At 40.3% G+C, this 23,020-nt stretch carries 22 protein-coding genes; all 22 read left to right on the forward strand.

Annotated features, from left to right (window positions below; all coding sequences use genetic code 11):
- The first annotated feature begins 16 nt into the window (after positions 1-16).
- The 22 genes from G7084_RS01885 (at position 17) to atpH (ending at position 22,972) form a co-directional block, all read left to right on the forward strand.
- Positions 17-2,071: a putative polysaccharide biosynthesis protein gene (locus G7084_RS01885; RefSeq protein WP_166009534.1), complete on the forward strand. Its 2,055-nt coding sequence runs from the start codon at positions 17-19 to the stop codon at positions 2,069-2,071.
- Positions 2,072-2,166: 95 nt separating this feature from the next.
- On the forward strand, positions 2,167-3,084 hold the full coding sequence (locus G7084_RS01890) for a magnesium transporter CorA family protein (protein ID WP_166009536.1): 918 nt from the start codon (positions 2,167-2,169) through the stop codon (positions 3,082-3,084).
- A 79-nt stretch (positions 3,085-3,163) separates the two neighbouring features.
- Positions 3,164-3,301 (forward strand): hypothetical protein, encoded by a 138-nt coding sequence (locus G7084_RS01895; protein ID WP_166009538.1) that lies wholly within the window; start codon positions 3,164-3,166, stop codon positions 3,299-3,301.
- Between the two features lie 206 nt (positions 3,302-3,507).
- Entirely contained in the window at positions 3,508-4,935 is a 1,428-nt protein-coding gene (gene gndA / locus G7084_RS01900) for an NADP-dependent phosphogluconate dehydrogenase (RefSeq protein WP_166009540.1), read from the forward strand.
- Positions 4,936-5,196: 261 nt separating this feature from the next.
- The gene (locus tag G7084_RS01905; protein WP_166009542.1) at positions 5,197-6,534 is read left to right on the forward strand and encodes an APC family permease; all 1,338 of its coding nucleotides are present in this window, start codon (positions 5,197-5,199) and stop codon (positions 6,532-6,534) included.
- 13 nt (positions 6,535-6,547) lie between these two features.
- A complete protein-coding gene (locus G7084_RS01910) occupies positions 6,548-7,405 on the forward strand; it encodes a methyltransferase domain-containing protein (RefSeq protein ID WP_166009544.1) in 858 nt (285 codons plus the stop codon).
- 78 nt (positions 7,406-7,483) lie between these two features.
- Positions 7,484-7,891 (forward strand): helix-turn-helix domain-containing protein, encoded by a 408-nt coding sequence (locus G7084_RS01915; protein WP_166009546.1) that lies wholly within the window; start codon positions 7,484-7,486, stop codon positions 7,889-7,891.
- An 88-nt stretch (positions 7,892-7,979) separates the two neighbouring features.
- Positions 7,980-8,804 carry a hypothetical protein gene (locus tag G7084_RS01920; protein ID WP_166009548.1) on the forward strand — a complete coding sequence of 275 codons (825 nt, stop codon included), beginning with the start codon at positions 7,980-7,982 and terminating at the stop codon, positions 8,802-8,804.
- Between the two features lie 84 nt (positions 8,805-8,888).
- A complete protein-coding gene (locus tag G7084_RS01925) occupies positions 8,889-10,313 on the forward strand; it encodes an APC family permease (RefSeq protein ID WP_166009550.1) in 1,425 nt (474 codons plus the stop codon).
- Between the two features lie 187 nt (positions 10,314-10,500).
- Positions 10,501-12,300, forward strand: coding sequence for a M3 family oligoendopeptidase (locus tag G7084_RS01930; RefSeq protein WP_166009551.1), 1,800 nt, complete (start codon positions 10,501-10,503; stop codon positions 12,298-12,300).
- Positions 12,301-12,510: 210 nt separating this feature from the next.
- Positions 12,511-13,869: a Mur ligase family protein gene (locus G7084_RS01935; RefSeq protein WP_166009553.1), complete on the forward strand. Its 1,359-nt coding sequence runs from the start codon at positions 12,511-12,513 to the stop codon at positions 13,867-13,869.
- On the forward strand, positions 13,869-14,576 hold the full coding sequence (locus G7084_RS01940; RefSeq protein WP_166009555.1) for a type 1 glutamine amidotransferase: 708 nt from the start codon (positions 13,869-13,871) through the stop codon (positions 14,574-14,576). The genes G7084_RS01935 and G7084_RS01940 overlap by 1 nt, the downstream gene beginning before the upstream one ends.
- A 235-nt stretch (positions 14,577-14,811) precedes the next feature.
- On the forward strand, positions 14,812-15,417 hold the full coding sequence (locus G7084_RS01945) for a thymidine kinase (protein WP_166009557.1): 606 nt from the start codon (positions 14,812-14,814) through the stop codon (positions 15,415-15,417).
- 5 nt (positions 15,418-15,422) lie between these two features.
- The gene (gene prfA / locus G7084_RS01950; RefSeq protein WP_166009559.1) at positions 15,423-16,502 is read left to right on the forward strand and encodes a peptide chain release factor 1; all 1,080 of its coding nucleotides are present in this window, start codon (positions 15,423-15,425) and stop codon (positions 16,500-16,502) included.
- Positions 16,503-16,505: 3 nt separating this feature from the next.
- The gene (prmC, locus tag G7084_RS01955) at positions 16,506-17,369 is read left to right on the forward strand and encodes a peptide chain release factor N(5)-glutamine methyltransferase (RefSeq protein WP_166009561.1); all 864 of its coding nucleotides are present in this window, start codon (positions 16,506-16,508) and stop codon (positions 17,367-17,369) included.
- Positions 17,370-17,466: 97 nt separating this feature from the next.
- Positions 17,467-18,498 (forward strand): L-threonylcarbamoyladenylate synthase, encoded by a 1,032-nt coding sequence (locus G7084_RS01960; protein WP_166009563.1) that lies wholly within the window; start codon positions 17,467-17,469, stop codon positions 18,496-18,498.
- Between the two features lie 71 nt (positions 18,499-18,569).
- The gene (gene glyA, locus G7084_RS01965; protein WP_166009565.1) at positions 18,570-19,817 is read left to right on the forward strand and encodes a serine hydroxymethyltransferase; all 1,248 of its coding nucleotides are present in this window, start codon (positions 18,570-18,572) and stop codon (positions 19,815-19,817) included.
- An 86-nt stretch (positions 19,818-19,903) separates the two neighbouring features.
- The gene (upp, locus tag G7084_RS01970) at positions 19,904-20,533 is read left to right on the forward strand and encodes a uracil phosphoribosyltransferase (protein WP_166009567.1); all 630 of its coding nucleotides are present in this window, start codon (positions 19,904-19,906) and stop codon (positions 20,531-20,533) included.
- A gap of 366 nt (positions 20,534-20,899) precedes the next feature.
- Positions 20,900-21,616, forward strand: coding sequence for a F0F1 ATP synthase subunit A (gene atpB / locus G7084_RS01975; protein WP_166009569.1), 717 nt, complete (start codon positions 20,900-20,902; stop codon positions 21,614-21,616).
- A gap of 52 nt (positions 21,617-21,668) precedes the next feature.
- Positions 21,669-21,881 (forward strand): F0F1 ATP synthase subunit C, encoded by a 213-nt coding sequence (gene atpE / locus G7084_RS01980; RefSeq protein WP_269961283.1) that lies wholly within the window; start codon positions 21,669-21,671, stop codon positions 21,879-21,881.
- A 33-nt stretch (positions 21,882-21,914) separates the two neighbouring features.
- The gene (atpF, locus tag G7084_RS01985; protein WP_166009571.1) at positions 21,915-22,430 is read left to right on the forward strand and encodes a F0F1 ATP synthase subunit B; all 516 of its coding nucleotides are present in this window, start codon (positions 21,915-21,917) and stop codon (positions 22,428-22,430) included.
- Entirely contained in the window at positions 22,430-22,972 is a 543-nt protein-coding gene (gene atpH / locus G7084_RS01990) for an ATP synthase F1 subunit delta (RefSeq protein ID WP_166009573.1), read from the forward strand. Before atpF ends, atpH begins: the two co-directional genes overlap by 1 nt.
- Positions 22,973-23,020 lie beyond the last annotated feature (48 nt).

Here is a 23,020-nt window from a genome sequence, read left to right on the forward strand (position 1 = left end):
GTCACAGGGTGATTGCATGACGGCTGAAACGCAAAATGATAAAAAAATTCGGCGAGAAATGACGTACCAAGAAGTGCAGAATTTACTGCATCAGCAACAACAACGAACCGAAGCAGTCGACACTAACGCATCTAAAAAAACACCCGGTGAAGTTTCTAAAAGGGCTTTAAACCGTTCCGGTAAATTAGTGAGAGGTTCGCAAAAGGTTTATATTAAACCTAGCCATCGGAAAAAGATTTCTTTTCCAGAAAATGAAGTCATGAATGGAGCAACTACCAGTCAGCACGCCATTCAAGTAACGGAAGTGGCCGATTCATACCACTATGAAAAACTGGAACCGATCAAGTCGAATACGAGTAGTTTGAAAGGTCAGCCGCAAATTAAGCCGCTCAAAACGCAACCAGCAACGAAACCATCAGCTAGTAAAGCTAGTAACGTGGTGTCTGAGCCCAGTGAAAGTTTATCTGATCAGAGTAAAATGTTACGTGGTTCTCTTTGGATGACCATTGGTAATTTGGTTTCACGACTTTTGGGAGCGCTATATATTATTCCGTGGTCAATGATGATTGGAGTCGCTTATACGACTTCAGCGAATGGTCTGTATGCACAAGGGTATCAGATCTACTCAGTCGCGCTATTAGTGGCTACGGCAGGGCTTCCGAATGTTCTAGCACGTTTAGTCGCTGAATTTGCGGAGAAGAAGCAGTTTGGGCGAGTGAAAAGTGTCTTACGACAATCTTTGATCTTAGGCCTTGTGATGGGAGCTGTGGCAGCGCTCATCTTGTATATTTTAGCTGAACCACTGTCACAAGGGAATGAACATGTGGTACCGGTGCTTTATTCATTGGCCCCGGCTGTGTTAGTTATTCCGGTCTTATCGATGTTGCGGGGATATGTACAGGGTTTTGAACTAATGGGTATTTCGGCATTGTCACAAGTCGTCGAGCAGGTGGTGCGAGTACTTTACATGCTAGGGATGACTGCCTGGATCATGTTAGGACATCATGGAAGTTGGGTTGATGCGACGGTTCAGTCTACCTTTGCGGCCTTCTGGGGGGCGTTAGCCGGAATTTTGGTTGTCTTGATCGGCATTTTCTTAAGAAGAGGTTATTTTGCTAGTAAATTCGTGGTTCATTCACGAGAATCCAATGTTCCAGCCGGAAATTTGATTGGTAAAATGATGTGGCAAGCAATTCCAGTGGTTTTTGCTGGATCAGCTATTTCATTGGTTCAATTAATGGATCAATTCAGTTTCTTTCGATTGATGCATGATTTTACGTCGGTTAATCAAACTGATTTAAATCAAATGTTTGCACAATTTTCTTTCAACTCTAATAAATTAGTTATGCTAGTCGTTTCTTTGGCCATTGCGATGTCTGAAACGGCTTTGCCAATGTTGGCCCGCGCACATGCTAAAAATGATGCAGTGGCAACCGGTCAGCAAATTAATTATATTTTGAAATTATTAGCTTTTGTAATGGTTCCCGCTTCCTTGGGAGTGGTCGCGGTTGCTAAACCCCTTTATATTTTATTCTATGGCGCAGCTGATGTACAAAATGGGGTATTGATACTTCAATTCTCAGGTTATATTGGTTTGCTCTTTGGGGTTTATATGGTTATTCTAGCGATTAATCAGGGACTAGGTCAGTTACGTTTCACGGTTTGGTGGACATTCTTAATTTTAATATTAAAAATGGTTCTCCAATATCCAGCAATTTACTTCTTCCAAGGGATGGGACCGCTGATTGCGACCGGAATGGCCTTCTTGATTGGATTAATTTGGGCTTTAATCAAACTTTTGAAACAATACCCGATTAACTGGGCAAAATTTAATTATTCATTAATGACTATTCTTTTTTGGAGCTTAATCATGTTTGCTGTGGTGACACCAGTCGTTATTTGGATGGAAACTTTCGTAGCCGAAACTCGTTTGCAACAATCCATGGTGCTAGGCGTTGGTGTTGGTGTCGGGATCTTTATCTATGGTGCGGTCACTTTAAAGTCCCATTTAGGTCAAAATATTTTTGGAATGCGAGCGCAAATGATTGCTCATAAGTTACATTTAAAATAAATATCATTCAGCGCTAAATTAAGCTCCAATCTTGTAAATAGATTCGGTGGGTATAATTTGGCGTTTTTAATTGATTAAACTTAGGGAGAAATAGAATGATTGAGGAACAAAAAGTAATTGATTGGACCTGGATTCGGGTGCATGATATGCAACCACAGGAACGAGAAACTCTAAATCATAAATATCAAATAGCCAATGAAATGATTAATTATGCCTTAGATCCGTATGAAAGTGCACGAAACGAAATTGATGGTAATAACGTATTAACGATCTTTGATATCGTGACACCTACTTCAGATATTGCTACAACTGAACCGGTAAGCTTTATTACCAATCAAGAACAAAAATTTTTAATGACGTTTACGCGTAATGAGACAAAATACATTATCAAATACATCGACAAAATTTTGGATCAATCACAGCAAAATTTAGTACACTTTCAGCCGGTTGATATTTTAATCGATACTTTACGAATCCTATCAAGTAAATTTCAAACCGTTATTTTAGAAATTAACCGTCGGCGTAATCCGATTCAGCGTGCTTTGCGGGAGTCAAAGGCTGTGCAGGGCAAGATTGATGAGTTAATGAATTTACAGACTGATTTAATTTATCTTTTAAATTCTTTGCACAGTGACAATGAATTAATTAATAATTTAAAAAATCAAAAAATATTGAAATTGACCTTGCTCCAAATTGAGAAATTAGAGGACATTCAAGTTGAATTGCAACAGGCCCAAGATACTGGGGAATTAGCTCAATTGGTGACTAATCAAGTCGAAGATTCCTATGCATCGATTGCTAACAATAGTCTAAATTGGACGATGAAAATGTTAACTTTAGTGACGGTTGTTCTAACTATCCCCACAATTGTCAGTGGTTTTTATGGTCAAAATGTCCGATGGCTCCCCTTCGCACAAGCTCACGAAAGTTGGTTGGCAACGATTATTATTACGATTATTTTAATGATGATAACGGTGATTATTTTATGGCGTCGCGGATTTTTTAAACGATAAACATAATCCCTAATTGACTTTTACATTAATTTTAGCTAAACTTATAAAGTTATCGATAACAAAACGGAGGTAAATAACAATGGCTGTTCATTCACCATATAATTCATGGGCAAGCAAGCGTCCTGTTAGCCACGATGCTAACAAGAAAGCTCGCCAAGCAACGACTGTTAATATCCAAGCTTGGGCTAAGGGTAAAGCAGAACTTGAAAACAAGTAAGCATTTACTTGTTAACTGAAGTGAAAACGATCCTATTTCGCAGATATGCGTGTGGGATTTTTTTGTTTAAATAAAAGTTTCCGTTTAGACATGGCAGACGATTTGTTGTGATATATAATAAGTTTTTCACAATGACGTTACCATACAGACAAAAATAAAGTATAATTGAGTTGTATATAATTAATGTATTTATGGGAGGTATTAGCATGGAACAAGCTAATTTTGGCGTAATTGGTTTAGCAGTCATGGGGCGGAATCTAGCCTTGAATGTTGAATCAAGGGGTTACACGGTGGCCGTATATAATCGTTCACGTTCTAGGACAGATGATTTGGTAGCAAAGCATGCTGAAAAGCACTTTGTTCCAAGTTATACCGTCGAAGATTTTGTGAAATCAATTGAACGGCCTCGGCGAATTTTATTAATGGTTAAGGCTGGAGCGGGAACTGATGCGGTGATTGAAGAATTACTACCATTCTTGGAAAAAAATGATATTTTAATTGATGGGGGAAATACTTTCTTTGAGGATACGATACGGCGCTCAGAGTATTTAGCAGCCTCAGGCATCAATTTCATTGGAATGGGTGTTTCTGGAGGTGAATTAGGAGCCTTGGAGGGTCCTTCAATGATGCCTGGCGGGCAAAAAGAGGCTTATGATTTGGTGGAACCCATTTTGCATGAAATTGCGGCGAAGGCGCCAGAAGATGGTAAGCCAACAGTTGCTTATATTGGTCCGAATGGTGCCGGACATTATGTAAAGATGGTGCATAATGGAATTGAGTATGGTGATATGCAATTAATTGCTGAATCATATGATATTTTGAAGCGTGTTGTAGGATTGTCTCAGACGGACTTAGCACAGACCTTTAAAGAGTGGAATGCGGGCGAGCTTGATTCGTACTTAATTGAGATTACGGCGGATATTTTAACGCGTAAAGATGATTTGGGTAGTGACAAGCCAATGGTTGATATGATTTTGGATCGTGCTGGGAATAAAGGGACTGGAAAATGGTCGTCACAATCGGCACTTGCAGTTGGAGCTCCACAATCTTTGATTACTGAATCCGTATATTCTCGATATATTTCAGCGATGAAGGATGATCGGGTGGCTGCATCTGAGGAATTACATGGTCCGCAATATCAATTTAATGGTGATTTAGGAGCAACCGTGGAGGATCTACGTCAAGCTTTGTATTTTGGAAAGATCATGTCTTATGCTCAAGGGTTTGATCAGTTACGCATGGCTTCGGATCACTATGATTGGGATCTGCCATTTGGTGAATTAGCGCAACTATGGCGGGCAGGGGCGATTATCCGAGCTCGTTTCTTGCAACGCATTACAGACGCCTTTGATGCTGATCCGGCTTTACATAACCTATTGTTGAATGAATACTTTAAGACCATTGCTGAGAAGTACCAAGGGGCAGCTCGGCGTGTAGTCGCTTTGGCAGTGGAAGCTGGAATTCCAGCACCATCCCTTTCTGCGGCAGTGGCTTACTATGATTCATATCGTTCAGCTGTTTTGCCTGCCAACTTAATTCAAGCTCAACGGGATTACTTTGGAGCCCACACCTATGAACGAGTCGATCAACCGGCTGGTCAAATGTATCACTATAGTTGGTATGATGAGGCTTAAGTTCTAATTTTAATTAATCGTTTAAAGATCGCTTTCTCTTGAGATCGATCTTTTTTGTTATAAAAATTTGTTATAAAAAACATTTAGTGTTCGTGAATTAATACCTATTTAATAGGTTAATACTTTTTATAATTGTATTTTTAATAAATTTCACAAAAACATCATAATTTCATCCGGATTTAAATTGTAACCGTAAAAAATGTGTGATATGGTGGAAAAAAGTCTTTTTGGGGGATGTTGAAGAGGGTAGGGAGTAATAATATGCAAACAAAATCAAGTGTTAATTTGAAGCGTGATTTAGGAATTATTTCTGGTTTATCACTGGTTGTTGGAACCGTGATTGGATCGGGAATTTTTTTCAAACAAGCGAGTGTTTTGGAGATGGCCGGCGGACAAACACAAGGTTTATTAGCTTGGGGCTTAGGTGGTGTTATCACTTTAGCAGCGGGCTTGACCATTGCTGAAGTTGGTTCGCGGATTCCTAAGGCGGGAGGGCTCTATAGTTACATTGATGGAATTTATGGACATCTCATGGGATTTTTAACAGGTTGGTCACAGGTAGTTGTATATGCACCGGCCGTAATTGCTTCAATTGGGGGTTACGCAGCGCATTTGACGGCTAATTTTTTGGGAATCGATTTAGGTTGGTCCCGGCTTATTGGGATTGGGTATATCTTTTTTGTGATGGGTTTAAATCTATTAGAAAATCGCATTGCGGCCGGTTTTGCAGTTTTAACCACGGCAGTTAAGATGGTTCCCATTGTGATTTTAATTGGTTACGGCTTGTTTTTTGGCCGAGTAGACGCTTTAGGACAGACAGTTACTCAAGTTGCAGCAACGCCGGGCGGTAATTTTGGAATGGCGGTTTTGGCTACGTTATTTGCATATGATGGATGGGTCTTGGTCGCCAATATTCGGGACGAGATGAAAAATCCGAAGCGTGATCTTCCTTTTTCAATTGTTTTTGGGGTCTTATTAATTTTATTGTCGTATTTGGGAGTAACTTATGGAGTCTATCGTGTCTTGCCAGCCCAAGAAATTGTCAGTTTAGAGGATAATGCTGTTTTTGCAGTAGTTAAATCGGCTTTTGGCTTGGTTGGTGGACGTATTATGTCATTAATCATTATTATTTCAATGTTAGGGACCATGAATGGTAAAATGGTTGCCTTTCCTCGAATGGCTTATGCGATGGCTAAAGATGGTCTCTTTCCCGCGTATCTTAAAAAATTAAGTCCCAAAACGATTGTTCCCGCTCCAGCTACGATCACAGTGGCCTTAATGGCGACTGGAATTGCTGCATTTACTGATTCGGCTGATTTACTATCGAACCTAGCTATTTTTACGATTTGGATTTTTTACGTTTTAGCTTTTATTGGTGTCTTTATCTTACGGCGCCGGCAAAAGAAGCTAACCATGATAATCGATTTTAAGACCCCATTATATCCGATCACACCGTTGGTGGGGATTTGCGGGGGGGCCTTTGTTGTGGGGTCAACTTTATTTAGCGACTTTTTAGGGGCGCTGACTTCAATTATTATGGTTTTGGTCGGTATTCCAGTATACTATTACTATATTAACAAGCAAAAGCACACGAAATGAGTGAATTAAAAGCATGAAAAAAATTGAACGTGGTCAAGAATTTATTACTAAAAATCGCCAATTATTTCGCTGTAATGTCTGTCATGAACCATACGAATGGGTTCGTGGAAACAGCTTGATTTGTCCCAATCAGCATCAATTAGATTTAAATAAAAAAGGAAGCTTAGTCTTTTTAAATCATGCGGTCAATACGGAATATGACGATCAGATGTTAGCTGCGCGTCGTAGAGTTCTGAGTGCTGGTCTTTTTGATGGAATCATTACTGGTGTAGCTGATAGTTTACCTAGTATGGCGCAAACAATTCTCGATGTTGGAACCGGAGAGGGAACGCCCTTGGTGCGTCTGCTGGAACAACGGTCAGGTCTGGATACTACGATTGGGTTTGATATCAGTAAAGCTGGGATCAATTTAGCAACTCAGCTGGATAGTAACGCTTTTTTTACCGTGGCTGATTTGGCCCAATTACCGTTCAATGATGAAAGTTTTGATAGTATTGTTGAGTTTTTTTCACCAAGCGCCTACCAAGAGTTTAATCGGGTCTTAAAACCCGGAGGCCGGATCGTTAAAGTTGTTCCGAATGCCCATTATTTATCTGAGTTAAGAGAAATGCTGTATCCTGTGGATTCTGTTAATCACACGTACGACAATCAAAAGGTCGTAGATCGTTTTATAGATCAATATCCTAATGCAGAAATTACTGATGTAACCTATCAATGGGCTATCCCAGATAATTTATGGATTGATTTGTTACACATGACTCCTTTGCACTGGGGCGCACGACCTGAGTCCCAGGCTGCCGCAGAACAAACGCCACTCCCTTTCGTAACAGTTGATATTCAGATTCTAACAACGATAAATGAGCCAAAATAATATTTATATGGTAAAATTGATTTGTTTTCGTTAAAATTATAAAGTATGGATTGAAGATGAAGGGAGGAATGGGGCGACATGTTTCCAGAACGCTTACGAGAATTACGCAAAAGTCGTAATATTACGTTAGAAATGTTAGCAGAAACGCTAAACAAACAATTAGATCCGGGGCAAAAAGCAAACACCGCGGCACAAATTGGAAACTGGGAACGTGGAGACCGTTCACCTTCATATTTAGAGGTCCGTAAATTAGCGGATTTCTTTGAAGTGACCATGGATTTTCTAGTGGGACGAGCCAGTGATGAAACTACTGATTTGTCTTTGTTGTTCCTATCCGGAAAAGAAATTGATTTCAATGGAAAAGCCTTAACTGATCAGGAACGCTTTGACATTTTTCAGATCATTAATCGTCATTTTGCGGAAAAAAATAGTATTTTTGGCAATAATGATCAACCAATGGTCAATCAACAGGGTGATTTATTCTAAGATCGATTTTAATTATCAATATTAAATAAACACGAGGCTGGCACATTTTTGAGTCAGTCTTTTTTCAATCTAAAAAAGGGGACCGAATATGCAGCAAGTAAAAATTTCTCCAGCAATCAAATTAGCCGACAGTGCGTATTTTCAACAAATTAAAGACTATCAACGCCAATTTAAGCAAATTCCTTTGATTATGGACTACTTGGCACAAATTTTGGAAGTTGAGATGGCATTGCAAGCGGGACAGCTTCCGCCACAACTTCCATTTTTAGAAATTAATGAAGCAATGATTGAAGCAGTCCAACGGCGAATCGTTGGACAATATCCGAACCAACCAATCCTTGGAAATAAAATTTGGGGTCAACAAGTTGAAGCATTAATGGGATTGGATCAATTATTACATGATTTTCGGGATGAATTAATTCAAAGATATAAAATGTATGGATATGTTTCAACACCAGCGGTCACTGAGTTATCGAATTATTTAACTGGTCGGAAAACGTTGGAGTTGATGGCAGGCTATGGCTATTTGTCGGCGGGATTAAAATCCTTACAACCGGATCAATGGATTCATGCGGTTGATAATGAAAGTTGGCAATTTCAGCCGAATCAAAGTGCGCTTAAACCGCAACCATTAGTCGAAAAAATGGATGCGTTATCCGCCTTAGCGCACTATGGTAATGAGTTTGAGGTGTTGTTGGTGAGCTGGTCGCCTGACGCAGATCCAGTAGACCTATCGATCCTAACATGGGTTCGTGAGCATTTTCAGGGGGAGTTTTTATTAATTGGAGAGGACAATGGCGCCACTAATTCACCTGCCTTTTGGCAGACGGCTGACCTAACACCAATTGATACATATAATCAAAAGTTTGGAAGTTTTGATTTAATTGATGAGAAGTTATATCGTGTTAAGTAAATAAAAAAGACTTGTTTCACTTAGATGATTAAGCTATTATTAAATAATTATGTGAAAAAGGATCAATGAATTAGGTGGAATAATATGAAAATTTGGGAGCAAATGTGGCAAAAGGAATCAGCCGCAAATTACGAAGATAAAGATGCGCGCTTGCAGCGGGTATTAGGAGTAAAAGATTTTTTGGCCTTGGGAGTTGGAACGATTGTTTCGGCATCGATTTTTACCTTGCCGGGAGTGATTGCAGCGAGTCATGCAGGACCAGGAGTAGTAATTTCCTTTATTTTAGCGGCTTTAGTGGCCGGATTAATTGCATTTGCCTATGCGGAAATGGCTTCAGCAATGCCCTTTGCTGGTTCAGCTTATTCATGGATTAATGTTTTATTTGGCGAATTTTTAGGTTGGTTAGTCGGCTGGGCGTTGTTAGCGGAATATTTTATTGCTTTGGCGTTTGTGGGGGCAGGATTGTCCGCAAATTTGCGAGGGCTATTGGCAGAATTTGGACTTCAGGTGCCAAAAGCCTTTGTAACACCGATTGTCGATGGTGGGTTTGGTGATCTGATTTCAATTGTGTCAATTCTAATGGTGACGATCCTTTTGAGCCGTGGCGTGAAAAATGCGACCCGAGTTGAGTTGTTTTTAGTGATTGCTAAAGTTTTTGCCATTTTACTATTTATTGTGGTTGGCCTAACCGCTTTTCATGCCAGTAATTTACACCCGTTCATTCCTCAATATGACCCTAGTATTAAACCAGGTCCTTATGGTGGTTGGCAGGGAATTTGGGCAGGAGTATCGGGTATTTTCTTGTCATATATTGGGTTTGACGCGATTGCGGCAAATTCAGCCGAAGCAAAGAATCCAGGTAAAACGATGCCACGGGGGATTCTAGGTTCATTGTTAATTGCCGTCGTTTTGTTTTCGGCCGTTTCATTGGTGTTAGTCGGTATGTTTAAAGCTAGTGCTTACGCAGGAAACGCGGAACCAGTTGCTTGGGCCTTACGTCAAGCTGGTCATCCAGTAGTTGCGGCCATAGTAGCAATGATTGCCGTTGTGGGGATGTTAAGTGCTTTAATTGGAATGAGTATGGCAGGTTCTCGATTAGTTTACTCGTTTGGACGAGATGGACTTTTGCCCAAATCATTAGGCCATTTAAATCAGGCGCAGTTACCAAATGTGGGGCTTTGGACCGTAGCAATTGTGGCGATTGTTATTACGGCCTTCTTTGAATTTTCGCAATTGGCGCAATTAATTTCGGCTGGGACGTTGTTTGCCTTTATTTTCGTGGCTTTAGGAATTTATCGCCTACGTCCTCGTGAAGGTCATGATTTAACGGATCCGGCGTTCAAAATGCCTTTGTATCCAATTTTGCCGATGGTGGCGGCGTTATTTGCTTTGTTTGTTTTGCTAGGTTTGGGAATTGATGCAAAATTGATGATGCTTGGTTGGTTTGTTTTGGGGCTTATCGTCTATTTTGCATACGGAATGAAACATAAAATACGAGAGTCACGTTAAACCCGCTCTAACCTAAAAATGAATTGGAAGCGGGCGGAATTTAAAATGACAGTTTGAGTTGATTGGTAATGGGAACTTTTGTGCCCATATCAATCAACTTTTTTATAGCGGGTTGGAAATGATTGGAGTCCGTTTTAAATTAGAGTAAAATAAAGTCAAAGTACAATTAGAAAGAAGCAGAAAAGTTATGAAATATTCGTTAAACTGGAATCTGGAAACAATATTTAAAGGTGGCGTTGCAGGAATGGAGTTTAAGGCAAAAATGGATGTCTTAGAACATCAAATCGCTGAATTTAAAATACGTTTAAAAAACCTTGTGCAACAACATCAAGTGGTACAAATGAGCAACCTCTTTGAGCTTTACCAAAATATTTTGGCTGGTTATTTAACTGTCGATTTATTTGTAAACGCATGGGCAGCTGATGATTATACGAATCCGGCTTTTCGACCAATGCAAAATAAAATCGCGCAGTTGGGGGCACAATTAGCACAGCCAGAGAAGCAACTCCAAAGTTTTTTGGCGCAATTATCCGCTACTGAATTTGCGGAGCTATTAGACCAACCTGCATTTAGAAATTTACAATTCAATCTGAAGGAACAACGGCAAAAAGCTCACTATTTATTAGAGCCAACAACAGAAAATATTTTAGATCAATTACGTTTAGACAGTCTCAACGGTTGGTCCCAACATTATGAAACGTTAGTCGCTGGGTTGACTTTGAGTTTTGAGGATGAAAAGGGTCAGCAACAGACTATTTCGGCTGGTCAAGCACTGAATCAAATTGACGGCTATCCGGATCCTAAAGTTCGCCACGCCATTATGCAGGCCTATGAGAAAATGTGGACGACGGTTGAAGATTTAGTGGCTGATACATTGAACCATTTGGCAGGCGCCCGTTTAACTGAGCAAGCAGCCCGGGGTTATGCAGACTATTTGGAAGAACCCTTGGCCTTAAATCGGATGTCTAGAGCAACGCTTCAGACGATGTGGGCGGTGGTAGATGCCCATAAAGATATCTTTAAACCATATCTAGCTCGCCGTGCTCAACTAATGGGGGTGGAGCAGTTAGGGTGGCAAGATCAAACAGCGCCGCTAACCAAACTTGGGACTTATCGGCCTCAAACGGTTACTTATGATGAGGCGGCTCAATTAATTATTGATAATTTTGCCAAGTACTCACCTAAAATGGCGACTTTTGCGCAACATGCGTTTGAAAATGGGTGGATTGAGGCCGAGGACCGCCCCGGTAAACAACCTGGGGGATGGATGGAGAGTGTGCCAGATATCAAGGAGTCACGCATTTTCTTAACGTTCACTGGATCTCCTAACGATGCTGCCACAATTGCGCACGAACTGGGGCATGGTTTCCACACGAGTGTCTTACAAGATCTACCATATCTGCGTAATGATTACGCGATGAATGTCGCTGAAACAGCGTCAACCTTTGCAGAATTAATTGTGAATGATGCAAATGTGCGGAACGCTCAAAGTGATGCAGAACGTTTAATGTTATTGGATGCAAAATTGGCTAATCCTGTGGCAATGTTTTTAAATATCCATGCTCGCTATCTTTTTGAGAATGAATTTTATCAAGCTAGACAAGCTGGATATGTGCCAGCGGTCCAATTAAATCAGATGATGGAAAAGGCACAAAAAATAGCGTTTGATAATGGATTGTCTGAATGGCACCCCCATTTTTGGGCTTCTAAATTACACTTTTATGCAGATGATGTCCCCTTCTATAATTTTCCCTATACATTTGGCTATCTATTTAGTGCCGGGATTTATGCGTGGGCGCAGAATCAGCCCAACTTTGAAGCAGCTTATGTTGATTTGTTACGCGACACGGCTGCGATGTCAACGGAAGATTTGGCACAGAAACATTTGGGAGTTGATTTAACGCAACCGGCCTTTTTTGAAGCGGGCGTTGCCCAGATTCAAGCAGACATTGATGAGTATTTAAAGTTATCACTTGAGTTTCTCTAAACGGGAACGAATAAGCGGGACGCTTAGGTAAATTCAGGAAGACTGATTGGCTCTATCTCAGCCAGTTTAAGACTGCGGGGGCACGGGGGACCATTTCCCATGCAGGGGCAAATTGTTAGATCATTCGGTGATTTTTAATCTGCTTTACATCCGATAGAACAATTTGTAAAATGAGTAAAATGAAGATTTATAAACGAAGGGGAGCACATTATGACATTTAGAAGTGCATTGGCGACTTGGACTGGTCGCTTGACTTATTTAAGTTTAACTAAGGTCCTACATCGCGGGGGAACATCATTACCCGGAATGGTAGCCACCAAAATTGATCCTAACGTTTTGCAAACTCTCTCGGATCGCTATGAAGTGGTCTTGGTGACGGGAACTAACGGGAAGACACTAACGACGGCCTTAATAACGAGAGTTTTACGTGAAAAATACGATCGTGTAATTACTAATCCATCAGGATCAAATATGATTCAAGGAATTGCCGGAACGATCTTAGCCGCCAAACAACCCAAAAAGGGCGAAAAAGTGTTGGTCGTCTTGGAAGTCGATGAAGCTAACGTCGAAATGGTCAGTCTGCAACTGAAGCCTCAAGCTTTTGTGTTAACTAATATTTTCCGTGATCAATTAGATCGTTACGGTGAGATCTATACAACTTACGATAAAATTTTACGTGGGATTCGTAAGTTTCCAGAGGCTACGGTATTGTTGAATGCGGATTCACCAATTTTTTTGCGGGAAAAGTTACCCAATCCAATTATTAATTTTGGATTTAATCACGTCCCAGCGACTGAAGATCAGCGAGCTCCTTTGAATACGGATGGTATTTTGTCACCAACTGATGATAGTATTTTATCGTATCATTTTCGTACTTATGCGAACCAAGGTTTTTATTTCTCGAAAACAGATGATTTTAAGCGGCCGGAGCTAGATTATGCAGTCACAAAAATCAATCAATTAACGCCGCGTTTTTCTAATTTCGATTTGGATGGGGAAACTTACCAAATTGAAATTGGGGGACTCTATAATATTTATAATGCGTTAGCCGCATATGCGGTCGGTCGGTGGTTAGGGGTTACCAACGACCAAATTCATCATGCCTTTGAGTCGAACGCCCAAATTTTTGGCCGGCAAGAATTGATTCACGTTGGTGATAAGGAAGTAACCATTGTGTTGATTAAAAATCCCGTGGGAGCCAATCAGGTAATTGATATGATGAAAACAGACCCTGAACCCATCTCAATTCTAGGACTTTTAAATGCTAATTATGCCGATGGAATTGATACCAGTTGGATATGGGATGCGGAGTTTGAAGACCTAATGGATATGAATGTGCAAGCTATTGCAACTGGTGGAGAACGTTATCGAGATCTATATGTTCGTTTGAAGATGGCCGGCTTTGGGGATCATCCTTATTATCCTGATCTCAATCAAGTTGTCGACGCCATTCAGAAGATGCCAACTAAACGGGTTTATGTTATGGCAACCTATACCGCCATGTTACAATTACGAACTAAATTAGCACAAAAAGGATTTATTAGAAATAAGAAAATGGGGGATGCATAATGGCAGAATTTCAATTGAATACCGCACATCTATATGCTGACTTAATGAATACCTATGGAGATTATGGTAATTTAGTTGCCTTACGTTATTATGCCAAACAGATGGGGGTCGCCTTTCAAACAACCACCGTTTCAATTGGGGATCAATTTGATGCAGACGCTTACGATTTTGTGTTATTTGGTGGGGGGCAGGACTATGAGGAGCAAGTGGTTGCTGCTGATTTACCAACTAAAGCAACCGCAATTAAGCAATATATTGAAGCTGATGGGCCTTTTCTTGGAGTTTGTGGAGGTTTTCAACTACTGGGTGAATACTTCTTGTTGGCTGATGGAACCCGAGTTGAAGGGATTTCAGCGATGCATCACTATACATTAAATCAGCCACATAGTCGCTTTACGGGAAATGTTCAGATTAAAAATGAAGAAACTGGACAAATTTATAATGGATTTGAAAATCACCAGGGTCGGACCTTTATTGCCGATGATGAGCGCCCATTGGGAACTATCATTCAAGGAAACGGTAATAATGGTGAGGATGGTGGCGAAGGCTTAATTTATAAAAATGTCTTTGGGACTTATTTTCATGGTCCGGTGTTGACTCGAAATGGAAATTTAGCACTACGTATTTTACAAATTGCACTGGAGCGAAAGTATCCAGCGGTAGATTGGGCTTCACAAATTACTAAAATTGAGCCCGAAAGTTTTTAAGCGATTTGTTCGCAAAACATATTGATTTGAATAGTCGGATTGCCTTTGTTTTGATAAAAACAAACCAGTCTGACTTTTTCTTTGTTGAAAAGGGTGCAATGATGCTGAATAGAATGGAAGGGTCGCAAAGTCAAACCAACAAGCTTAATTGGCAAAGATCTCAGTGAAAGTTAAGCTGATCCATGATCGTTTTCGTGTATAATAAAAGTTACAGAATTTAAAAGGGGTGACAACAATGGCACAATTATTTTTTCGGTATGGTGCAATGGCAAGTGGTAAGAGCATTGAAATTCTTAAAGTCGCACATAATTATGAGAGTCAGGGGCGTAAAGTGCTGCTCTTAACCAGTGTCTTGGACAGTCGTACTGAAATTGGGGCAATTGAATCACGGATTGGATTGCAACGTCAGGCTCGGGCAATCAAAGCTGACGATGACATTTTTACCATTGTCGAACCAACGGAAGATTTTTCAGCGGTACTAATTGATGAAGCCCAGTTTTTAACGCGGGATCAAGTCTTACAACTGACGCAAATTGTTGATGAATTAAATATCCCGGTTTTGGCATTTGGATTAAAACAAGATGCTTTTAATCAACTCTTCCCGGGGTCAGAAGCTTTGCTGATTTATGCGGATAAAATTGAAGAGATGAAGACTTTGTGTTCATTCTGTACTCGGAAAGCCATTATGAATTTGCGAATTGCCAATGGACACCCCGTTTATTCAGGCGCACAAATTCAAATTGGGGGTGACGAGGCATATATGCCAGTTTGTCGGCGTCATTATCAAAAACCAGATTTGGCAATGATTAAAAAACATATTAATGCTGCAAAAGGGGAATAAGACGGATGGATGAAATTTTTGAAAAAGTACAAACACTAGTTGATCGCTATGAAGAAGTGAGCGAAATGCTAAGTGACCCGGCCGTAATTGGTGACACGAAACGTTTTATGGCACTCTCAAAAGAAGAGGGATCATTGCGTGAAACGGTTGATACCTTTAAAAGGTACCAGGCTGTTATCGCCAATTTAGAAGACGATAAAGAAATGTTAAAAGAAAAACTTGATGCGGATATGGAAGAATTGACCAAGGAAGAGATCAAGGATTTAACGAACCAAAAAGCTGAATTTGAAGATCAATTGAAGATCATGTTATTACCTAAGGACCCTAACGACGATAAGAACATTATCATGGAAATTCATGGGGCCGCTGGAGGCGATGAAGCAGCCTTATTTGCAGGGAATCTCTATGAAATGTATTCACGTTATGCAGAAAAACAGGGCTGGACGATTCAAATTATTGATGAAAATCGTACTGAAATTGGAGGATATAAAGAATTAGTCTTGATGATTCAAGGCGATAATGTCTATTCAAAGTTGAAATTTGAAAATGGAGCTCATCGAGTTCAACGTGTACCAGAAACTGAATCAGCTGGACGGGTGCATACTTCAACAGCGACTGTCGGAGTAATGCCTGAATATGAAGATGTTGACATCAAAATTGAGGATAAGGACCTACGGGTTGATGTTTATCGTTCATCTGGGGCCGGTGGACAGCATATCAATAAGACTTCATCTGCGGTTCGAATGACCCATTTACCAACTGGAGTCGTGGTGGCGATGCAAGATCAACGATCACAGCAGCAAAATCGGGCTAAGGCGATGGAAATTTTAAAGACGCGTGTCTATAATTACTACGCCTCACAAAATGAGGCCGAGTATTCAGAAATGCGTAAGACAGCGGTGGGAACTGGGGACCGTTCCGAACGGATTCGGACCTATAACTATCCGCAAAATCGAGTGACAGATCATCGGATTGGTTTATCTTTGAATAAATTGGACCGAATCATGAACGGTGAACTAGAAGATGTCATTGATGCATTAGTGATTGCAGACCAAGCTGCAAAATTAGAAGAATTGAAGAATTAATTTATGTTTGAATTAGAAATGACGTTTGAAGCGCTACGTGAATGGGGCGATTGGCAGTTAGAGCCATATATCCAAGATCAAACGGAACGAATGGCCCAAATTGATTATTTATTAACGGGTATGATGGACTGGAATTATGGACAGTTACAAAATAATCTCAATACCGTAATTGAAGATGAAAAACGGATTCGTTTTATGGTCGCTGTTCGTGCCATTAAGGGTGGACAACCCGTACAATATGCCTTGGGGCATGCTCCATTTTATGGTCGTGAGTTTAATGTGGATCGACGGGTTTTGATTCCGCGTCCAGAAACTGAAGAATTAGTTGATTGGATCTTAAAAGATGAAAAGCAGTCAGCCGTTAATATCTTAGATATTGGAACTGGTTCGGGAGCGATTGCCGTTACACTTCAAGCTGAACGTCCAGCTTGGAAGGTTACAGCGAGCGATATTTCAAAAGATGCTTTAATTGTGGCAGACAGCAATCAAATTCAACATCATGTGGCAGTTCAACTCATCGAAAGTGATCTCTTTGATCAATTTAGCCCAGAAAATCAATTCGATGTCATCGTTTCAAATCCACCTTATATTGCTGAACAAGAGAAGTTTGTTATGGATGATTCAGTTTTGATGTATGAACCGGATCTAGCACTTTTTGCTGCGGATGATGGGTTAGCTTTGTATAAAAAAATGGCCGCAGCTCTGTTGGAATATTTAGCTCCGCAGGGAAGTGCTTACTTTGAAATTGGTTACTTACAGGGGCCAGCATTAGTTGAATTATTTGAGAAGTTACCAGATGTAGTTGTCGAACTACGCCCTGATTTAAGTGGTCATGATCGAATGATTAGGGTACGGCGTACAGATTAGCTTTAGTTATAGCAAATTAAAAGCAAGACTGAATTTGCTAGGTTTTGAATTTAAAAAGCTTAAAAGATAAAGATTAAAAGTTAGAAGGCAATTTGAGATGGAAACAAAAATTTGGAAAAAAACGGAATTGGCTGAAGCGGCTAAGGTTTTGAAAAAGGGGCAGTTGGTAGCTTTTCCCACTGAAACCGTTTATGGACTAGGGGCAGATGCCCTAAATGAAAAAGCGGTTAGTAAGGTCTATACAGCGAAAGGACGACCTTCCGATAATCCCTTAATTGTCCACGTCGCCCACCCTCAAGCGGTGCAAAACTACGCCCAAGTTAGTCCGCGGGCGCAAAAACTAATGGATGCTTTTTGGCCGGGACCACTTACCATTATCTTGCCAGTGAAACCTGGTCAATTATCGGAAAAAGTAACTGGGGGATTGCAGACGGTTGCGTCACGTATGCCAGATAATGCTTTAACACGTGAACTGATTGACCAAGTTGGTTCACCTTTAGTTGGTCCTTCAGCCAATACTTCGGGCAAACCCAGCCCAACGATTGCTACGCATGTCTATCACGATTTGCATGGTAAAATTGCTGGCGTTGTGGACGATGGCGCAACACAGATTGGGGTTGAATCAACCGTCTTAGACCTCTCAACATCCCAGGCAGCAATCTTGAGACCGGGCAAAATTACAGCGAGTCAGTTGGAGACGGTCCTAGGTGAGAATGTGGACACCAGTGAACATCATGTCGCAGCAGATGAAGCCCCTAAAGCTCCAGGTATGAAATATCGGCATTATGCGCCTGACAAGGCGGTATATATGGTGAAAGATGAAGATTGGACACAGGCGATTATCTGGGCGCAAAGTCAGTTAGAGCCGGTAGGTTTGATGTTATCTGATCAAATGATTGAGCAACATCAATTGGCTGGAATGGACTTTGTATGGCCCTTAGGACCAAACGGGGTTAGTGCAGCTACTAAATTATTTTCGGGGTTAAGAAATTTTGATGATCAAAAGGATGTTAAAATAATTTTAGTTGCTGAAATGTCCCACGAGGCAGCTAATGCGGCCTATAATAACCGTTTAGCCAAAGCAGCGGGTCAGCAATATTTTGATGCACAAGAGATGATGGAATTCTAATGAAGTTAGGACGCCAAAGTTGATTATTTAAAAATCATTCAATACTGTAATATTTATCAAGGAGGCTACGTATGAATTATCGTGAATTTGATCCAGAATTATGGTCGGCGATTGATCGTGAAGAAGCTCGTCAAGAACATAACATTGAGCTAATTGCTTCAGAAAACATTGTTTCAGCTGGTGTTCGAGCGGCTCAAGGGAGTGTTTTGACTAATAAATATGCGGAGGGCTACCCGGGAAAACGTTATTACGGTGGAACTGAGTATATTGATCAAGTTGAACAGTTAGCTATTGATCGAGCCAAGGAATTGTTTGGGGCGGAGTATGCCAATGTTCAACCACATTCCGGTTCACAGGCCAATGCAGGTGTTTATATGGCACTCTTAGAACATGGTGATCATGTTCTAGGTTTGGGCCTAAATGAAGGTGGACATTTGACGCATGGTTCCAATGTTAATTTTTCGGGAAAAACTTATCATTTTCATGCCTATGGCCTTGATGAAAATGAGTTGATTGATTATGATCAGGTTGAACAACTGGCGCAAGAATTTCAACCAAAATTAATTGTAACAGGAGCTTCTGCGTATTCGCGCTTTATTGATTTTGAACGTTTTCGCGCAATTGCTGATTCTGTTGGTGCGTATATGATGGTGGATATGGCCCATATTGCAGGCTTAATTGCGGCAGGTGTGCATCCGAGCCCCATCGGGATTGCAGACGTGGTTACCACGACAACCCATAAAACATTACGAGGGCCACGGGGTGGGATGATTTTAGCGAAAGCTGAATTAGGTAAGAAACTAAATTCTGCGATTTTCCCTGGGACACAAGGTGGTCCGTTAGAACATGTGATTGCTGGAAAAGCAGTTGCATTCTATGAAGATTTACAACCTAGTTTTAAAGAATATGGTCAACAAATTGTAAAAAATGCGCAGGCGATGGTGGAGATCTTCAAAGCATCTAATTTGGTACGTGTGGTCTCTGGCGGTACTGATAATCATCTTTTCAACCTTGATTTGACGGCGAGTGGTCTGAGCGGAAAAGAAGCTCAAAATATTTTAGATGCCGTGGCGATTACGGTTAACAAAGAAGCCATTCCAAATGAACCGCGAAGCCCCTTTGTTACTTCTGGAATTCGGATTGGAACCCCTGCGATAACGACCAGAGGATTTAAAGAAGCTGATGCGCAACAAGTGGCACAGTTAATTTTACGGGTGTTGGACCAGCCACACAATGAAGATAACTTGGCTGCGGTGGCTCAAGATGTTCGTAAGCTGACCAATCGTTTTCCGCTTGATCAAATTGAGTATACAAATTAATATTCCCCAAACTTGGTCAGATTGTTTATAATGGTTAGTGATAAAAATTAATATTTTGAAATTTAGAGAAGAAAAAGAGGCCAACAATGAGTAAATTAACTGTATTTGATCATCCTTTAATTCAACATAAGTTGACGATTATTCGCGACAAACGGATTGGAACGAAAGAATTTCGAGAAATTGTGGATGAAATTGCATCATTAATGGCTTACGAAGTAACGCGGGATTTGCCTACGATGGACATTGAGGTTGAAACGCCCGTAGCCAAAACCACAAAGAAAACTTTAGCAGGTAAGAAATTAGCGATTGTACCAATTTTGCGTGCTGGTTTAGGGATGGTCGATGGAATTATGAAACTAGTTCCAGCCGCGCGAATTGGTCACATTGGGATGTATCGAGATGAAAAATCATTGGAACCTGTTGAATATTTTGTAAAGTTACCAGAAGATATTGATCAACGTGAAGTATTGGTTGTTGATCCAATGTTGGCAACAGGTGGCTCAGCTATTATGGCTATTGATGCCTTAAAGAAACGTGGGGCAAAAACGATTAAGTTGATTACCATTGTTTCTGCGCCAATTGGTGTTGAAAATGTCCAAGCTGCCCATCCTGATGTTGATATCTTTACAGCGGGCTTAGATGACTATCTTAACGATGAAGGGTACATTGTACCTGGTCTGGGTGATGCGGGAGATCGGTTATTTGGAACTCGTTAGTTAGGAGCCAATTTATTTAATATTTAAAGCTAAAAGCTGTTAACTTTGTTGTTAGACAGCTTTTTTCTTTAACACAAATAAATTCAACAAACTTAAGCCAGTTAGTTCATAATTTCCAATATATTTAGCATTGAGATAATTACAAAGTCTCTCCCATTTGTATTAAGGCTTGCTGTGACAGGGATGAGTGGTGAATTTTAGAATTTTTATTTACATAGGAAAAGAATTAAATAATTTACATTGAATTTTACAATTATTTTCCGTTGAAAAATGGTTTGAATAGAGTAAAATGAAAGGGTAAATATTAAAAACGGTATTGCTCCCCTGCAGTAACCGAAAAATTATGAAAGGAAAGAGGTGAGTTTTTTGGACGAAAAGTCTACCACATTTCAAATGCTGGGCTTAACTTTTGATTGGCCTGTTGTAATTTCAACATTGGTGGCAGCACTTATGGTTTTCTTCTTGGTTTTCTTCTTGTCAAGACGTTTGACAATGAAACCGGGTAAGAAGCAAAACGTGCTGGAATGGATGATCGACTTTACAAATGGAATTGTGGACAGTTCTTTGCCCCGTTCAATTGGAAATGAACTTAAATTAATAGCGTTCACGCTATTTCTATTTATTTTTGTTTCAAACGAAATGGGTCTAGCAATTCAGGTTGCCTTTGGGGATGTCACGTATGTGAAGTCACCAACCGCCAACCCAATTGTTACGATGGGATTGGCATTGCTTGTTATTGGTTTAGCAAACTTTGTCGGAGTAAATAAGCTAGGCTTCAAGGGTTACTTTAAGACAACTTTCTTGAGCCCAATGCCGGCATTGCTTCCAATTAATATCTTTGAGCAATTCACTAATTATTTGACTTTGGCATTACGTTTGTATGGTAATATCATGGCCGGTGAAATGCTCTTGATGTTGATTACCAATTTTGGTAATCCATCCCACCTGGGACTCACTATAGTTCCTGCATTTATCTTGTCAATGATTTGGCAAGCGTTCTCATTATTCATCGGGGCAATTCAGGCCTTTATCTTCGTCACATTGTTGTCGATCTATACGTCTGAACATGCAATCGCTGAATAAATATTTTGTTTTATTTTATTAATTCGGAGGAATTTATACTATGACTGGTCATATTGCTACTATTGGTGCAGGTATTGCTGCAGCTGGTGCCGCTATCGGTACTGGTATTGGTAACGGACGTGTTATTGCTGCGATGATCGAAGGAACATCACGTCAACCTGAACTAGAAGGAAAGTTACGTACAAACATGTTCGTTGGAGTTGCTTTGATCGAAGCCGTTCCGATCTTGGCGTTCGTTATCTCATTGATGTTGCTTTCAAAGTAATTTTAGCGGCAAAAGGAGAGAGGAGCCAACCACATGTTAAATGGAATTTTACTGGTTAATGCCAGTGAGCAGTTGGCTTTGGGTAATTTGGTCTTTGTTCTGCTAACTTTCATTGTTTTGCTACTTTGTGTAGGAAAATTTGCTTGGAAGCCTGTAACAAAGATGATGCAAGATCGTGCTGACAAGATTGCAAACGACCTTGATTCTGCAGAAAACGATAAGACTGAAGCTGCAAAGTTGATGTCACAACGAACTGAAGAATTACAGGCCACACAATCACAAGCAACAACAATCATTAATAGTGCTAAAGACACTGCTTCAAAACGCAGTGATGAGATTCTGGATGAAGCGCGTGAAAACGCTAGTTCATTAAAAGTCAAAGCTAATGCTGAAATTGCGCAAGAGCGTACTGAAGCAATGGCAAGCGTTAAAAATGATGTTGCTGAATTGTCAGTGACAATCGCACAAAAAATTATTCAAAAAGAACTGAAATTAGATGATCAAAAAGCATTAATTGATGCTTACATCGGAGAGTTAGAGGCAAAGTAATGGCATTAAATCACGCGATTATCGCGCAACGATATGCGACTGCTTTGTTCGAATTATCTCATGACCAAAATAGTGATACTGAGACACTTGCTGAATTGCAAGAACTCACTAAAGTATTACAATCTAATCCTAATTTGGTAAAGGTAATCAATGCTAAAAATATTAATGAATCGACTAAAAAGGAAGTTTTAAAGACCTTAACTGAGTCTGCTTCCCAATTAGTAACGAATTTGATTAATATGACATTTGACTATCAAAGGTTTGATTTATTACCACAGATTGTGCAAGAATATCAAATCCTTGTTCATCATTCCGTTGGTCATATGACCGCTGAAGTGAAGACAGTGGTGGAGTTAGATGCCAATCAGATCGATCGTTTGAAGCAAGTAATCGTTAAACGCTTTGGTGCGAAGACGGTTGAATTGAAGCAAATCATTGATCCCTCATTATTAGGTGGGGTAATTATTTCGGCTAACAACCAAATTGTGGACGGGTCATTAGCAACTAAATTAGCTGCTATTCGCCAAAGTATCGTCCATTAGTATCAAATAATATTCAGTGCAACTGCACAAACGTAAGAAAGAGGAACT

The sequence above is a fragment of the Weissella coleopterorum genome (assembly GCF_011304355.1).
GTDB lineage: Bacteria > Bacillota > Bacilli > Lactobacillales > Lactobacillaceae > Weissella > Weissella coleopterorum.

What these genes read in the sequence shown, in the direction of transcription:
- G7084_RS01885 (WP_166009534.1), top strand. Translation starts at nt 17, where the DNA reads ATGACGGCTGAAACGCAAAATGATAAAAAAATTCGGCGAGAAATGACG.
- G7084_RS01890 (WP_166009536.1), top strand. Translation starts at nt 2,167, where the DNA reads ATGATTGAGGAACAAAAAGTAATTGATTGGACCTGGATTCGGGTGCAT.
- G7084_RS01895 (WP_166009538.1), top strand. Translation starts at nt 3,164, where the DNA reads ATGGCTGTTCATTCACCATATAATTCATGGGCAAGCAAGCGTCCTGTT.
- gndA (WP_166009540.1), top strand. Translation starts at nt 3,508, where the DNA reads ATGGAACAAGCTAATTTTGGCGTAATTGGTTTAGCAGTCATGGGGCGG.
- G7084_RS01905 (WP_166009542.1), top strand. Translation starts at nt 5,197, where the DNA reads ATGCAAACAAAATCAAGTGTTAATTTGAAGCGTGATTTAGGAATTATT.
- G7084_RS01910 (WP_166009544.1), top strand. Translation starts at nt 6,548, where the DNA reads ATGAAAAAAATTGAACGTGGTCAAGAATTTATTACTAAAAATCGCCAA.
- G7084_RS01915 (WP_166009546.1), top strand. Translation starts at nt 7,484, where the DNA reads ATGTTTCCAGAACGCTTACGAGAATTACGCAAAAGTCGTAATATTACG.
- G7084_RS01920 (WP_166009548.1), top strand. Translation starts at nt 7,980, where the DNA reads ATGCAGCAAGTAAAAATTTCTCCAGCAATCAAATTAGCCGACAGTGCG.
- G7084_RS01925 (WP_166009550.1), top strand. Translation starts at nt 8,889, where the DNA reads ATGAAAATTTGGGAGCAAATGTGGCAAAAGGAATCAGCCGCAAATTAC.
- G7084_RS01930 (WP_166009551.1), top strand. Translation starts at nt 10,501, where the DNA reads ATGAAATATTCGTTAAACTGGAATCTGGAAACAATATTTAAAGGTGGC.
- G7084_RS01935 (WP_166009553.1), top strand. Translation starts at nt 12,511, where the DNA reads ATGACATTTAGAAGTGCATTGGCGACTTGGACTGGTCGCTTGACTTAT.
- G7084_RS01940 (WP_166009555.1), top strand. Translation starts at nt 13,869, where the DNA reads ATGGCAGAATTTCAATTGAATACCGCACATCTATATGCTGACTTAATG.
- G7084_RS01945 (WP_166009557.1), top strand. Translation starts at nt 14,812, where the DNA reads ATGGCACAATTATTTTTTCGGTATGGTGCAATGGCAAGTGGTAAGAGC.
- prfA (WP_166009559.1), top strand. Translation starts at nt 15,423, where the DNA reads ATGGATGAAATTTTTGAAAAAGTACAAACACTAGTTGATCGCTATGAA.
- prmC (WP_166009561.1), top strand. Translation starts at nt 16,506, where the DNA reads ATGTTTGAATTAGAAATGACGTTTGAAGCGCTACGTGAATGGGGCGAT.
- G7084_RS01960 (WP_166009563.1), top strand. Translation starts at nt 17,467, where the DNA reads ATGGAAACAAAAATTTGGAAAAAAACGGAATTGGCTGAAGCGGCTAAG.
- glyA (WP_166009565.1), top strand. Translation starts at nt 18,570, where the DNA reads ATGAATTATCGTGAATTTGATCCAGAATTATGGTCGGCGATTGATCGT.
- upp (WP_166009567.1), top strand. Translation starts at nt 19,904, where the DNA reads ATGAGTAAATTAACTGTATTTGATCATCCTTTAATTCAACATAAGTTG.
- atpF (WP_166009571.1), top strand. Translation starts at nt 21,915, where the DNA reads ATGTTAAATGGAATTTTACTGGTTAATGCCAGTGAGCAGTTGGCTTTG.
- atpH (WP_166009573.1), top strand. Translation starts at nt 22,430, where the DNA reads ATGGCATTAAATCACGCGATTATCGCGCAACGATATGCGACTGCTTTG.